At 39.7% G+C, this 12,628-nt stretch carries 14 protein-coding genes; 10 read left to right on the forward strand and 4 right to left on the reverse strand.

Features of this window, described 5'->3' with window-relative positions; translation table 11 throughout:
- Positions 1–149 precede the first annotated feature (149 nt).
- The 5 genes from ON073_RS13295 to ON073_RS13315 all read left to right on the forward strand — a co-directional run bounded on the left by ON073_RS13295 (position 150) and on the right by ON073_RS13315 (position 4,929).
- Positions 150–986 carry a MipA/OmpV family protein gene (locus ON073_RS13295; protein WP_274762367.1) on the forward strand — a complete coding sequence of 279 codons (837 nt, stop codon included), beginning with the start codon at positions 150–152 and terminating at the stop codon, positions 984–986.
- Positions 976–1,401, forward strand: coding sequence for a DUF3019 domain-containing protein (locus tag ON073_RS13300; RefSeq protein WP_274762368.1), 426 nt, complete (start codon positions 976–978; stop codon positions 1,399–1,401). The genes ON073_RS13295 and ON073_RS13300 overlap by 11 nt, the downstream gene beginning before the upstream one ends.
- A complete protein-coding gene (locus ON073_RS13305) occupies positions 1,401–2,099 on the forward strand; it encodes a response regulator (RefSeq protein WP_274762369.1) in 699 nt (232 codons plus the stop codon). Before ON073_RS13300 ends, ON073_RS13305 begins: the two co-directional genes overlap by 1 nt.
- 3 nt (positions 2,100–2,102) lie before the next feature.
- A complete protein-coding gene (locus ON073_RS13310; RefSeq protein WP_274762370.1) occupies positions 2,103–3,413 on the forward strand; it encodes an ATP-binding protein in 1,311 nt (436 codons plus the stop codon).
- Positions 3,414–3,579: 166 nt separating this feature from the next.
- Positions 3,580–4,929 (forward strand): sodium-dependent transporter, encoded by a 1,350-nt coding sequence (locus ON073_RS13315; protein ID WP_274762371.1) that lies wholly within the window; start codon positions 3,580–3,582, stop codon positions 4,927–4,929.
- A 52-nt stretch (positions 4,930–4,981) separates the two neighbouring features.
- On the opposite strand, the gene ON073_RS13320 is transcribed toward ON073_RS13315, so the two are convergent.
- Both ON073_RS13320 and ON073_RS13325 read right to left on the reverse strand, forming a co-directional pair.
- Positions 4,982–5,434: a GNAT family N-acetyltransferase gene (locus ON073_RS13320; RefSeq protein WP_274762372.1), complete on the reverse strand. Its 453-nt coding sequence runs from the start codon at positions 5,432–5,434 to the stop codon at positions 4,982–4,984.
- A gap of 54 nt (positions 5,435–5,488) precedes the next feature.
- Complete coding sequence (locus ON073_RS13325; RefSeq protein ID WP_274762373.1) at positions 5,489–6,232, reverse strand: sporulation protein; 744 nt, start codon at positions 6,230–6,232, stop codon at positions 5,489–5,491.
- Positions 6,233–6,406: 174 nt separating this feature from the next.
- Here ON073_RS13325 and ON073_RS13330 point away from each other — a divergent pair, with 174 nt between their 5' ends.
- The 5 genes from ON073_RS13330 to ON073_RS13350 all read left to right on the forward strand — a co-directional run bounded on the left by ON073_RS13330 (position 6,407) and on the right by ON073_RS13350 (position 10,777).
- Positions 6,407–7,057, forward strand: coding sequence for a DUF3313 domain-containing protein (locus ON073_RS13330; protein ID WP_274762374.1), 651 nt, complete (start codon positions 6,407–6,409; stop codon positions 7,055–7,057).
- A gap of 56 nt (positions 7,058–7,113) precedes the next feature.
- Positions 7,114–8,700 (forward strand): cation:proton antiporter family protein, encoded by a 1,587-nt coding sequence (locus ON073_RS13335; RefSeq protein WP_274762375.1) that lies wholly within the window; start codon positions 7,114–7,116, stop codon positions 8,698–8,700.
- A 100-nt stretch (positions 8,701–8,800) separates the two neighbouring features.
- Positions 8,801–9,052: a hypothetical protein gene (locus tag ON073_RS13340; protein WP_274762376.1), complete on the forward strand. Its 252-nt coding sequence runs from the start codon at positions 8,801–8,803 to the stop codon at positions 9,050–9,052.
- A gap of 38 nt (positions 9,053–9,090) precedes the next feature.
- Positions 9,091–9,306, forward strand: a complete 216-nt coding sequence (locus ON073_RS13345; protein ID WP_274762377.1) for a DUF3820 family protein — start codon at positions 9,091–9,093, stop codon at positions 9,304–9,306.
- 19 nt (positions 9,307–9,325) lie between these two features.
- Positions 9,326–10,777 carry an aminoacyl-histidine dipeptidase gene (locus tag ON073_RS13350; RefSeq protein WP_274762378.1) on the forward strand — a complete coding sequence of 484 codons (1,452 nt, stop codon included), beginning with the start codon at positions 9,326–9,328 and terminating at the stop codon, positions 10,775–10,777.
- A gap of 14 nt (positions 10,778–10,791) precedes the next feature.
- On the opposite strand, the gene ON073_RS13355 is transcribed toward ON073_RS13350, so the two are convergent.
- Both ON073_RS13355 and ON073_RS13360 read right to left on the reverse strand, forming a co-directional pair.
- Positions 10,792–11,796 (reverse strand): sterol desaturase family protein, encoded by a 1,005-nt coding sequence (locus ON073_RS13355; protein ID WP_274762379.1) that lies wholly within the window; start codon positions 11,794–11,796, stop codon positions 10,792–10,794.
- A 53-nt stretch (positions 11,797–11,849) separates the two neighbouring features.
- A partial coding sequence (locus ON073_RS13360) for a TonB-dependent receptor domain-containing protein (RefSeq protein WP_274762380.1) occupies positions 11,850–12,628 on the reverse strand: 779 nt, incomplete at its 5' end.

Consider the following 12,628-nt stretch of genomic DNA (forward strand, 5'->3'; position numbering starts at 1 on the left):
CAAGCAATGATGCAGGGGGAATTGTTAATTTATTTTTAATCACAACTTAAACACTACATTTTTTTACAGGTGAACTACACATTTATACATATAATGCGTATTTTAGTAATCAGCACAACAGCATCTATTAAAACAACAATAATTTAAAAATGAATAAACTTACAACGACATTATTTTTTATCTGTTTACTCGCTTCAGCGCCAAGCATTGCAAGTAATCGTCTTTATGCCGACAATACACTTGAGGCAAGCGACGGCTTTACTTGGGATTGGAGTTTTGGTGCTGGGTACTATGTCGATAAAAACTACCTTCAAGGTATTGATTACCAAGATGGCATCGAACTCAATATTAATGTCGCTATTAATTATGATAAGTTTTATTTTGATGTAGATAATTCTCAACTTTCAGGTGGTTTAACTATAGGTTATAACTTGGTTGATAAGTATGACTGGAGTTTAGATTTATTTGCAATTAATGCGCACGAAGGCTTTGATGAAACAGGCACCTTTTATGATGAAGATTTGGTTTACGAGTTGCGTGGCATTAAAGATCGTGAAGACGATTTTAACGCAGGGCTTCGTTTAACCCGTAAAGAAAAAACCCATCAAGTCTCTTTTGAATTACTGCAAGACATTTCAGGTGCACATAAAAGTCTATGGGCAAGTGGCTTTATAAGTACCATTCAAGATTACCGTAATTGGGAGTTTAGAGTTGGCTCTGGTCTTAATATCTACTCATCAGAATTCACTGGTTACTACTTTGGTGTCGATGCCAGTGAAGTGATTGAAAATGCTCGTCCTATTTACGACCCAAGTGTTGCCTACAGTGTGACGTTTGAATTTCACGCAGAATACCCAATTAACGAGAACTGGGTATTTTTAGGCGGCTGGTTATCCTCTTGGTATTCTAAAGAAATCAGCAACAGCCCGCTTATTAGCAGCAGTTTAGTACACAGAGCTAAGGTTGGCATTCGCTATGTATTTTAACCTTAAGTTTACTCTAATAAAGCTCAAACTTGCTGCACTGTTCGCTTTCGCTAACGTGAGTTTTGCTAGTACTGAATTACCGGTAAATAACCCCTTTACTGATCCCGAACTCGCCATTTTTCCAGAAAAATGTGTTGCGCTTAGACAAGGTAAACACTGTTATACCAAGTTAAAGTTTCAGTGGCATGCGCCTGTTCGTGGTGATTATTGTATCCGCACAGTCAGCGACCAGAAATTAATTCGCTGTTGGTACAATAGTACGTTTGGTGAACTAGACAGTGAATTTAATTCGCCCGAAGCCAAACTCTATGAGCTGGTTGAAATTGGTTCAGGCCAAGTAAGTAAACAAGTAGAAATGAAAGTAAATTGGGTATACACCAATAAACGCAAAAAACGTCGATGGAGACTGTTTTAATGGATATTGCAAAAAAGATACTATTAGTTGAAGACGACACGTCACTTGCTCAATGGGTAAGCGAATATCTTGTTGAACAAGGATTTGATGTCGCTTTGTGCCAACGTGGTGATGAGGCGGTTCAAGCGGTTAAAAAGCATAACCCCGATTTAGTTTTGCTTGATTTAATGCTCCCTGGCAAAGATGGCATGAGCGTCTGTCGTGACTTGCGTGTTTTTTATCACCAGCCAATCATTATGATGACTGCCAAAGGCGACGAAATTGATGAAGTCCTCGGCCTTGAAGTAGGCGCGAGCGATTACGTTATTAAACCTGTGCGCCCGCGCGTATTGCTTGCTCGAATCAATGCAGTACTTCGAGAAAAACAAGGCTCAAGCGATAGCAGTAGTGATGAAATAAACATTGGCAGCTTGCAAATTGACACGCTTTCACGCGATGTATTTATGGATAAGCAAAAGCTCGCGCTTTCCAATGCTGAGTATTCATTATTGTATTTCTTAGCATCAAATGCCGATCAAATTCTCGACCGAGACAGCGTGTTTTTGGCAACAAAAGGCCGTGAATACGATGGCTTAGACCGCAGTGTCGATGTGCTTATTTCTGCGCTTCGTAAAAAAATTGGTGATGACCCACAAAGTCCAAGCAAGATTAAAACAATCTGGGGCAAAGGCTACTTATTTGTCAGCCAAGCTTGGTAAATAATGAAAAAACTGTATATCAGCCTGATCACAGGTGCGTTAATTTCATCCTTTATCCTTGGCTGGCTGATAGATTCTTTGAGTGCACCAACGAGTAATCAAGATAACTTTAAAGTTGAAAAGCAGATTCTCGCAGGGGTTGTGTCAGAAATAAGCCAACATCCGGCTAGTGAACATCAAGCTTGGTTAACACACTTTGCAGCGGCAAGTCAGTTTAGTTTAAGTTATCACAATAACGCCGAACTGGCCTTACCTATTGAGCTTCACTCACAGCTGCTTATCCCTGGCGGCATAACATTAGAAGATGAGTTAGGCTTTTATTTAATTCAAACCAGTGAAGCATTAGCTGATCACCACATTCAACTGCGCGTTGAAAAGCCTCCGATGCCAACAAACCGCACCGATTTATTCTTAACTGTCGGTTTTTACCTCGGCATTTGTATTTTTATGTGGTGGTGGCTAGCGCCTCTGACTAAAAGGCTGAGTTTATTGAACAAGGCAACCGCGCAATTTGCCAATGGTAATTTGGACGCCAGAATTAATTTAACAGGCCTCAGTTATATACGCGAGCTAGAAACCAGCTATAACCGAATGGCCGACCAAATTCAGCAATTAATTGAAGAAAATCAATTGTTAGCGTCAAGCATGTCGCACGATATTCGCACGCCTCTTGCCTGTTTGCGCTTTGGCTTAGATGCTGCCATTGATAGCCAAGATCCGAGCAAACTTAAACATTATTTAGCACGAATGGAAAGCGATTTAGATCAAATGGAATGCATGCTAAATAGTTATTTAGAATATGCCACCCTTGAGCAAAAGTCTTATCAAATATCGCCAACCTCTATTTCAAGTTCAGAGCTATTCGAAAACTGCTTTTACCAAGTGGAGCATAAGCTCAATTCGCAAGGTGTTGAGTTAGAAATAAAAACGGAAAACCAAGCGCTTTACGTTGACCCCCATTGGCTTGCGCGTGCAATCGTTAACTTATTAATTAATGCAACCGATTTTGCAAAAACGAAGATTATTATCAGCACAACACAAACCCATGCAGATACTTTTATCGAAATTGAAGATGATGGTCCAGGTATTGATGATGCCAACCTCGATAATGTTTTGAAGCCATTTTTTCAACAAGAGAACCATCGAAATCGCGCCGCCAAAAACTATGGCCTTGGGCTTGCTATCGTCGCGAAAGTAATTGCATGGCATTTTGGTGATATTAAAGTCGCTCGTTCGAAAGAACTTGGTGGTGCAAAGTTTACTTTACGCCTACCCCATCGTTGTCATTTGAAGAATAAAACAGGCACTTGGTAAGTGTTTTCATAACAATCGAAGAGCTTACTGCTTTGTAACTGATTTAAAATGCTAACTCTGTGTTTACAATTTTTTAAATCAATTGATCTAAATCAAGCAAACTCACTCTATTAATTTATTTCAATTTACAGTAGATTGGGCGGCAAATTAATAACGAGAAAAATATATGGGTGCTTCACGTGGAGAGTTTACCTCTCGACTAGGTTTTATTATGGCTGCAGCCGGTAGTGCTGTTGGTCTTGGCAACATTTGGGGATTCCCGACACAAACAGCAACAAATGGCGGTGCTGCATTTGTTTTAGTCTATTTAATTTTAGCGTTTTGTTTAGCCTACCCTGCTTTTATGGCAGAAATTTTAATTGGTCGTTATGGTCAAGCAAACGCTGTTACTTCATTAGAAAAAATCTCACGTAGCCAATTACAAAAACGCTTTGCGTTTATTGTAGGTTTTGGCGGTATTGTTTGCGCGGCATTAATTTTAAGTTTCTATGGCATTTTAGCAGGCTGGATGACCTCTTACGCTGTTCAATCAGGTGCATCTATCATTGGTGCTACTAGCGTTGCGAAGTGGGCAGTAAGCGATAGTGTGGCACGCAATATTTTCTTCTGTGCCGTGTTTATGTTTTTAACCGTAATTATTATCCGCAACGGTGTTGAAGATGGCATTGAAAAGTGGTCAAAGCGTTTAATGCCAGCGATGATTGCACTACTTGTGTTACTTATCATCTATGTACTCACCCTTGATGGTGCTGAAAAAGGCTTAGAAGCATATCTTAACCCTGATATATCACGTGTACTTGATCCCGATTTATTAATAAGCGCGTTAGGCCAAGCATTCTTCTCATTGTCACTTGGTACGAGTGTAATGGTGATTTACGGCTCATATATTTCTAAAAAGGAAAATATGGTAACGATAGGCGCACAAGTAACCTTTATTGATGTCTCAATTGCCTTTTTAGCGGGCCTTTTAGTTATTCCTGCAATGTATGTTGCATTAGAGCAAGGGGTACAAATTTTCGCGGAAGATGGCAGTTTATTGGCAGGTCCAACACTCGTATTCCAAGTATTACCTAGCCTATTTGATTCAATGGGTCAGCTTGGTGTATTTGTCAGCTTAGCTTTCTTTATTTTAATGTCGATTGCCGCGCTTACTTCGTCAATTTCTATGCTAGAAGGCCCTGTTTCGTACTTAGTTGAATGCCACAATATTGAGCGTAAAACAGCAACAACCTGGACTGGCATTGGCATTCTAGCTATTAGCTTTGTGATTATTTTTAACATAAACACCATGCTTGATTTTGTAGCTACACTGGCAACTGAATATGGTCAGCCAATTATTGCAATGCTTTGCTGTGTTTTTGCAGGTTGGATTTGGCAGCGTAATTCGCTAATTGAAGAAATTAAACATGGCAACGAGCAAGTCGAATCAACACTATTTTGGAAAATCTGGCCTTGGTATACGAAATTTGTATGCCCACTTGCTATTGCGGCTGTATTTATTCACTCGCTTACATAATCATATTTAAAAAGCCGATGCATATCATCGGCTTTTTGTCTCTTCGATACAACTAATTAGTAATCATGTGAATATGCGGTATGCCATCTTCAAGGTACTGCTCACCTTCTACCTTAAAGCCTTGCGCTAAATAAAAATCCACTAAATAACATTGCGCTGAAATTTCAATACCAACCCCTGAAAAGTGACTGGCACAAATATCTTTCGCGAGTGATACAACGGCTTGTGCTAAACCTTTTCCGCGATGAGATTGCTTAACTAATACACGACCAATAGCAGCACTGTTTTGATAACTTGTCTTAGGCGCTAAGCAACGTGCATAAGCCACTAACTCATTATTGTCATAGCCTAAAATATGACGTGTTTCATCGTGCATGTCTAAGCCATCAAGTTCCTCATATGGGCAGTCCTGCTCGACCACAAATACATCCACTCTTAGCTTTAATAACGTGTATAACTCAAGTGTGGTCAATTCATTGAATGTTTTACTGTAAAATTTAGTCATACCATTTTCCAAATAAAAAAGGGGCACTTGCCCCTTTTTACACTTCTTAAACTCTTAACCAAAAATATGTTCAAGCTGATCACAAATTTGGCTTAAATTTACCTGATCGTGTTCAATTGTTAAGTCTACATAACCATCTGAACCGAACATACGGTCAATTTCAATAAGTACATGCGTTTTAAGTGCTTCAGGTACAAAAGAAAGCTCTACTTCTTTCGGGCCAAATACTTTTAAACCCGCTGGTTTGTATTCTAACTCCTGATAACAGCCTGAAGTTGAATTGAAATTTGCAGTACGTAAATAACCTTTTTCTACATCACTTTTAACCAGTTTGTAGCCTAATTTTTCCATTGCGAGCATAAAGGTTTTTACTGCTTCATTAGGGTAAACATAAACTGGGTCGCGATCTGTCGCATCAAGTGCAAAATCAATGTTTAAACCCGTAGCAATCCATACAACACTTTGATTAATACCTTGTGAGATTTCGGTAATAGGTGTTTCTGAATGAAGACGTGCTTCAAATGGAATGCGTAACTCTTCACCTGGCGTTAATGTACGCTGATCAACAATCGACCACTTTTCTAACACATGATCTGCAAAGTAATCGCCTTCATCTGATTCAACTTTTACTTTGGTCATTAGAGCTAACTCTAGCCCTGAAATATCCTGCTCAACATCACCTGCATTGATGATAACTTCTGCTGAAAACTTTTGCCCTGGCTGTAAATGCTCAGTATGTAGCACAGTATCCACTTTTGCCGCACCAATACCGATAGATGCGAGAACTTTTTTGAACATATAACTCACCTTGTTCTTTATACTTATATTGCATATTAACCATAATTTTTCATGCTTGTCAGTAAAATTTACGTTGTTAAGAGCGGATTAAGTTAGCATTGCTATGATGCGCTTTTTTTTCATACATAGATTGATTATGCATTTACACAAACTGCTCACATTAAGTACTATTTTTTGCTTTTAGTTGGTTGCAAATTAACCACAAAAGACATTGAAAATGGCTATTTATCAAGTTATCAAAATCTCACAACCCACAAAGACACCAACACAGGTTATCATCAACGTTGGGTATCAAGAGAAATGACGCGAAAAGTATCGCCATTCAAACCACAGGCGGTATACCTAGCGCCAGTTATCTATTACCCGCAGTTAGAGCAGCATCAACAAATTGATTATCAGGCAGCAACGAAAATACAACAGTATTTAGATATGCGAATGAAAACCATTGTTTCGCAGTATTTCCCTATTTCAACCACCAAGGGGAAAGATGTATTGGTGATTGAGCCCGCGATTACTGCGGTAAAAATATCGCTCGAAGATTTATCGCCCCTTGAAGTAATCCCCTTTCGTGCTGTTATCTCTGCGGTTAACTTATCGCTTGGTGGACGCGACCGTGACGTAGAAATCCGCCTTGAAGCCAAAATCAAAAACGGCTTTAACGATAGGTTACTTGCTACAACTGTACATGGTGGGCAAGGATTACAAATAGAAAATAGTAGTGAAAAGCTCTCATTAAGACACCTAACACAGTTAATTGAAAGCTGGTGTTTTGCGTGGGATCAACAACTAAAGGCTTATAAACGTAGACTGGACGAGAATGCATAGCGCGCTACACTGTTTTTAGTTACACTCTAATTAACTGAGAATTAAAAAAATACCCCATGGAATTATTGTTTTACGCTACAGCCTTTATTTGTGGCTTTGTTATTTTACAGTTTAAATTACCGCCGCTAATTGGCTTTTTATGTGCGGGTTTCATTTTAAATATCGCTGGCTATCAAAGCAGTGAACTGCTTGAGCAAATGGCCAATCTTGGAGTCACTTTGCTACTATTTAGCATTGGCTTAAAACTAAAAATTGGCAATTTAACCAAAGCGCAAGTGTGGGGGCCTGCGACCTTACATATTGTGTTATGTAGTTTATTATTTTGGGGCGCTCTACTTGGCTTTAGTTGGCTCAAGCTACCATTGTTCTCAGAGCTAACTATAGAATCTGCAGCAATCTTGGCATTTGCGCTGAGTTTTTCATCGACCGTTTTTGCCGTTAAGGTACTCGAAGAGCGCGGTGAAATGTCAAGCTTACATGGTAAAGTAGCGATTGGTATCTTAGTTATGCAAGATATCTTTGCCGTTGTTTTCCTTGCCGTAAGCACAGGCAAAGTACCAAATTATTGGGCCATTGCATTAGTATTAGCTTTGCCTCTGGTTCGCCCAGTATTTTATTGGATGCTTGGTCGTTCCAAACATGGTGAAGTGCTGCCTCTTTTCGGCTTTTTCTTTGCACTTGTAATTGGTTATCATGCATTCGAATTTGCCGGTTTAAAAGGTGATTTAGGTGCACTGATCATTGGTATGATTTTAGCGCCGCATAAAAAAGCAGGTGAACTATCTAAAGCCTTATTAAGTTTTAAAGATCTGTTCTTAGTCGGCTTCTTTTTAACAATTGGCCTAAATGCAGAGCTAACCTTACATGCCCTAATGGTTGCCACCATTTTGATTATTGTGCTGCCATTTAAAATTTTACTTTATTACATTTTAACCAATGCATTTCATTTACGTGCCCGCACATCATTGCTTGGCGCATTTTCGCTTTCGAATTACAGTGAGTTTGGTTTGATTGTATGTGCGCTTGCAGTATCAAGTGGATGGCTGACTGGCGAATGGTTGGCAGTGGTTGCCATTGCAGTATCGATTACTTTTATTATTGCATCACCACTTAATAAAAAATCGAATGAGCTGTATGTAAAGTTCGAAAATTACTTACTTAAATTTGAGTCAAATAAACGCCTTGCTGAAGAGATGCCTGTAAATTTGAACAAAACCAAAATTCTTATTTTTGGCATGGGGCGTGTCGGTACCGGTGCCTATGAAACCATCGCGCAAACCTACCCTAATTCTGTCGCGGGTGTTGATATAAACCCTGAAACTGTTGAAAAGCACATTAAACGTGAACGTTTTGCTATTTTAGCAGATGCTACCGACCCTGATTTTTGGAATCGCATCAACCACTCAGAAGTAGAAATGGTAATGCTAGCAATGCCCAAACACGCCCAGAATCTATTTGCGTTAGAGCGATTAAAAGCATCTGGTTTTTCTGGCCAAGTAACGGCTATTGCCAATTACCCTGATCAACAAAAAGAACTTGAAGATATGGGTGTACATACCACCTTCAACTTCTATTTAGAGGCAGGTAGTGGTTTTGCTGAGCACGTAAAAGAAAAGGTATTTGCTGCTACCGAAAAGGCGTAACTCTCACTCGCCACGATTACGTTCGTTTACATTCTTAAGACACATGGCCATATTGTTTGGGGTAACATTTAAGCAACAGTTTCCCCTGAATAACGTGGCTATGCATCAAAAAACTAAAAACAACGCACTACCCTCTGAGTTGCTTGAGTACATTAGTGATGAACTCGAGCATCTTGATGCCGACTTTGCTAAGCTCACATTTTATAATTTATTGCTCGACAAGCACGCAGTGCCAAAAGATCATGCGCTACGTCATAATCCGCAACATCATTTACCGGTTGAAAAGCTCAATCTTTTATTACGAGAAAAAGGCTTTAAACCAGTAAAACAGATTAAAACTCAGATTCACTAAGGTATACTAGTGGTGACTTTCACAACACCACTTTATGTATGCTTGCAGATAAACAAGCGTTGTTAGACGCTATCAACCAGCCCATGCCATTCGGTAAATATGCTGGCCGTCCACTTTTAAAACTACCAGAGCCTTACCTCGTTTGGTTTAAACAAAAGGGCTTTCCCGAGGGCAAATTAGGGCAACAACTCGCATTAATATATGAAGTGAAACGCAATGGCCTTGAAAAAGTGTTAATGCCATTGCTTAAGTAATTATAAGGAACAGACTGTAATGCAACTCTCTCAATTATCACCGCAACCGCTGTGGCAAATTTTCGAAAAAATATGCAGCATTCCACATCCTAGTAAACACGAACAAAAGATTTCTGCATGGATCCAGCAATTTGCCACTGATCTTGGCCTTGAGGTTAAAGAAGACAAGGTAGGTAACTTAATCATCAAAAAACCAGCGACCACAGGTATGGAAAATCGCAAGGGCGTTATTTTACAAGCACATATGGACATGGTGCCGCAAAAAAACAACGATAAACAACATGATTTTGTAAACGACCCTATTGAAGCCTACGTTGACGGCGAATGGGTAACTGCCAACGGCACAACCCTAGGTGCAGACAATGGTATAGGCCTTGCCGCAAGTTTAGCTGTGCTGCAAAGCACAGACATTAATCATGGTCCGCTTGAAGTACTTGTCACTATTGACGAAGAAGCTGGTATGACGGGTGCTTTTGGTTTAGAAGCGGGTTGGCTTGATGGTGAAATTTTACTTAATACCGACTCAGAAGACGAAGGCGAAGTTTACATGGGCTGCGCAGGTGGTATTGATGTAAATATTGAATTACCTGTTGAGTGGGAAGCGACAGATTCAACTAATTCAGCTGTTAATGTATCGCTAAATGGTTTAAAAGGCGGCCACTCTGGAGTTGATATTCATCTTGGTCGCGGCAATGCCAATAAGCTACTTGTTCGTATGTTAAGCTTGCTTGAAATTGATTATGCAATAGCTAACATTCAAGGTGGCTCTCTTCGTAATGCAATCCCTCGTGAAGCAGAAGTGACATTAGTAATTAATGAACAAGACAAAGCCCAATTAACAGCAGCATTAATCAACATTAACAGCTTATTTTTGTCGGAAATGAGCAAGGTAGAGCCAAATATTAAGCTCTCTGTTAGCGATGCGCCGCTACCTGAAAAGCAACTAGCAAAAGTATCTCAAGCAGCAGTAATTAACAGCATCAATGGTTGTGTTAATGGTGTAATTCGCATGAGTGATACCATTGACGGCATCGTTGAAACCTCAACAAATTTAGGTGTTGTCGTCACCAAAGGCAACCACATAAGCATTAAATGTTTAGTTCGTTCACTGATTGATAGTGCGCGTACAAATACACAGAATATGATTGCATCGACCTTTACGCTTGCTGGTGCAAGTGTAACCTTTACAGGTGCTTATCCTGGTTGGGAGCCAAAAGACGACTCACAAATTAAAGATATTTTACGTGAAACGTACCAAGGTATGTTTGGCTCATTGCCTAAAATTATGGTGATCCACGCAGGCCTTGAATGTGGTTTATTTAAAAATGCCTATCCGCATTGGGATATGGTGTCGTTTGGCCCAACGATCCGCTTCCCTCATTCGCCAGATGAAAAAGTGAAAATCGATACGGTTGAGCCTTTCTTTAACCTGCTGGTTGAAGTGTTAGGTAATATTCCAAGCAAAGCGTAAAACAAAAACGAGCGTTAGCCGCTCGTTTTTTTAGTTTGTTTATTAAGGCGTAATTTAGTTACGCCTTTTTTAGCACTGCGCTTTAATGATTTGGCAGATTCAACAAACGGTTTCGTATAAATTGCTAAAAGTGAATCATGCCCGCAATCATACTGCCCTACACCTATTGAAATTTTACCAACCTCTGATGCCTTAATTAGGGTTCCAGTCATTCTGTCCCAAATCGCGAGTGCCGAGCCTAAGTTAGTATCAAAATGGATTGGGTTATCGCTATGATGAATTTGATGCTGCGCAGGGCTAATGAAGATCCCTTCTAATTTATCACCCCAAGATAACCAAATATGCGAATGGCGCAAATTAGAGCCAAATAAATTAAACAAAAACACAAATACATTAGCGCCAAGCACATCAAACATGCTAATGGCATCTGCAAACAAGTAATACCCTATTCCAACTGCGATGCCCTGTACGATTGCCATACGACACGCGTATAAATAACTCTCAACAGGGTGCGAACGATAAATGGTAAACGGTGTGAGCACTTTGGCACTGTGATGTACTTTATGAAATTCCCACAAAAATGGAATTTTGTGTAGCGCGTAATGCAGTAAAAAGCGCGTAAAGTCGTCGATAATAAAAAGTAAAAATGTGAAAAACGTAATAATTTTCCATTTTGCTAATGTTATTGGCTCAATAAGGCCAAATAACAATTCTAGAACATCACTTAATGCAATGGCAATGGGTGCCATGGTCAATACAATTGGGCCAAACAATAACGCTTTTAACAGCTTATTCACCACCCATAAGGCATAATCTTGCTTGGCGCTTTTTGCAAGCCATACCGACTTAGGAAAGAGAAACTTGATAAAACCAATTGGCGAGCGCTGACTAACCGCTGCAAAATAAACAGGTAATGCCAAAAACACCGCACTTAATAAATATATATAAAAAATGCGTTTGTTAGCATCGGTGAAGTAACTCGGTAGTTCACTTAAACTTTTAGAAAATATCTCTAACACATCAGTTCCTACAAAAAAGGGGCAAAATGCCCCTTAATCACAATACCAAAGAATTAGAATTGGTATTTATAACCAATAACAAACTGTCTTGGTTTGCTTGGTCTTGCACCATACGGGCGACGACTGACAATATATGCTTCATCAGTAAGGTTATCAATCTTACCATAAATGCGACCATATTGACCAAGATCGTAGCTCGCAGAAAGGTCAACAATCAAACTTGCATCCGTTTTTACACCCTCAAGCGTATTGGCTCCTGCTGGCGCACCTATCACTTCACCAGCAACTTCCTTCATCTCACTTACGTATTTGAAATTCAGGTTGGTTTCCCAGTTGTTAGCGGCAAGGCCAATTTCAAAATTCAGCTGATGATCTGGTAGATAAGGTAGTGAATCACCCGCTTCAACTTTGCCCCATTGCACAAAGTCAGAGTTTAAATCATTTTGAAACTCAGATTTTGTGTAGGTGTAAGTAAAGCTATATGGCATATCAAATTGCGTGCTGATTGGATAGCTTTGTGCTAATTGTGCTTCCACACCATACACATTCACTTCACCACCGTTAAATTCTTGGTCTAACTCCTCATCAACACCACAACTTGATTGTGAACAGCTTTCTTTTAAATTGCTGTAGTCATTAAAGAAGCTAACAATTTCAAAGTTAGTTGCACCATCATTAAAGCGACCACCAAATTCGTAATTAACGCTCTTTTCAACTTCAATCTCTGAGTCTTGTTTTGGACTACTCGGTACAAAGCCTTGATGCACCCCAAAAAGAACACCTGCATTTTCTGTCAACTGATAGAAACCACTAACACCTGGTAACCAAATGG

The sequence above is a fragment of the Pseudoalteromonas sp. G4 genome (assembly GCF_028875915.1).
Taxonomy (GTDB): domain Bacteria; phylum Pseudomonadota; class Gammaproteobacteria; order Enterobacterales; family Alteromonadaceae; genus Pseudoalteromonas.

Bases quoted from the DNA above. Each gene is read 5' to 3' on its own strand.
- ON073_RS13295 (WP_274762367.1), top strand. From the start codon at position 150: ATGAATAAACTTACAACGACATTATTTTTTATCTGTTTACTCGCTTCA.
- ON073_RS13300 (WP_274762368.1), top strand. From the start codon at position 976: ATGTATTTTAACCTTAAGTTTACTCTAATAAAGCTCAAACTTGCTGCA.
- ON073_RS13305 (WP_274762369.1), top strand. From the start codon at position 1,401: ATGGATATTGCAAAAAAGATACTATTAGTTGAAGACGACACGTCACTT.
- ON073_RS13310 (WP_274762370.1), top strand. From the start codon at position 2,103: ATGAAAAAACTGTATATCAGCCTGATCACAGGTGCGTTAATTTCATCC.
- ON073_RS13315 (WP_274762371.1), top strand. From the start codon at position 3,580: ATGGGTGCTTCACGTGGAGAGTTTACCTCTCGACTAGGTTTTATTATG.
- ON073_RS13320 (WP_274762372.1), bottom strand. From the start codon at position 5,434: ATGACTAAATTTTACAGTAAAACATTCAATGAATTGACCACACTTGAG.
- ON073_RS13325 (WP_274762373.1), bottom strand. From the start codon at position 6,232: ATGTTCAAAAAAGTTCTCGCATCTATCGGTATTGGTGCGGCAAAAGTG.
- ON073_RS13335 (WP_274762375.1), top strand. From the start codon at position 7,114: ATGGAATTATTGTTTTACGCTACAGCCTTTATTTGTGGCTTTGTTATT.
- ON073_RS13340 (WP_274762376.1), top strand. From the start codon at position 8,801: ATGCATCAAAAAACTAAAAACAACGCACTACCCTCTGAGTTGCTTGAG.
- ON073_RS13345 (WP_274762377.1), top strand. From the start codon at position 9,091: ATGCTTGCAGATAAACAAGCGTTGTTAGACGCTATCAACCAGCCCATG.
- ON073_RS13350 (WP_274762378.1), top strand. From the start codon at position 9,326: ATGCAACTCTCTCAATTATCACCGCAACCGCTGTGGCAAATTTTCGAA.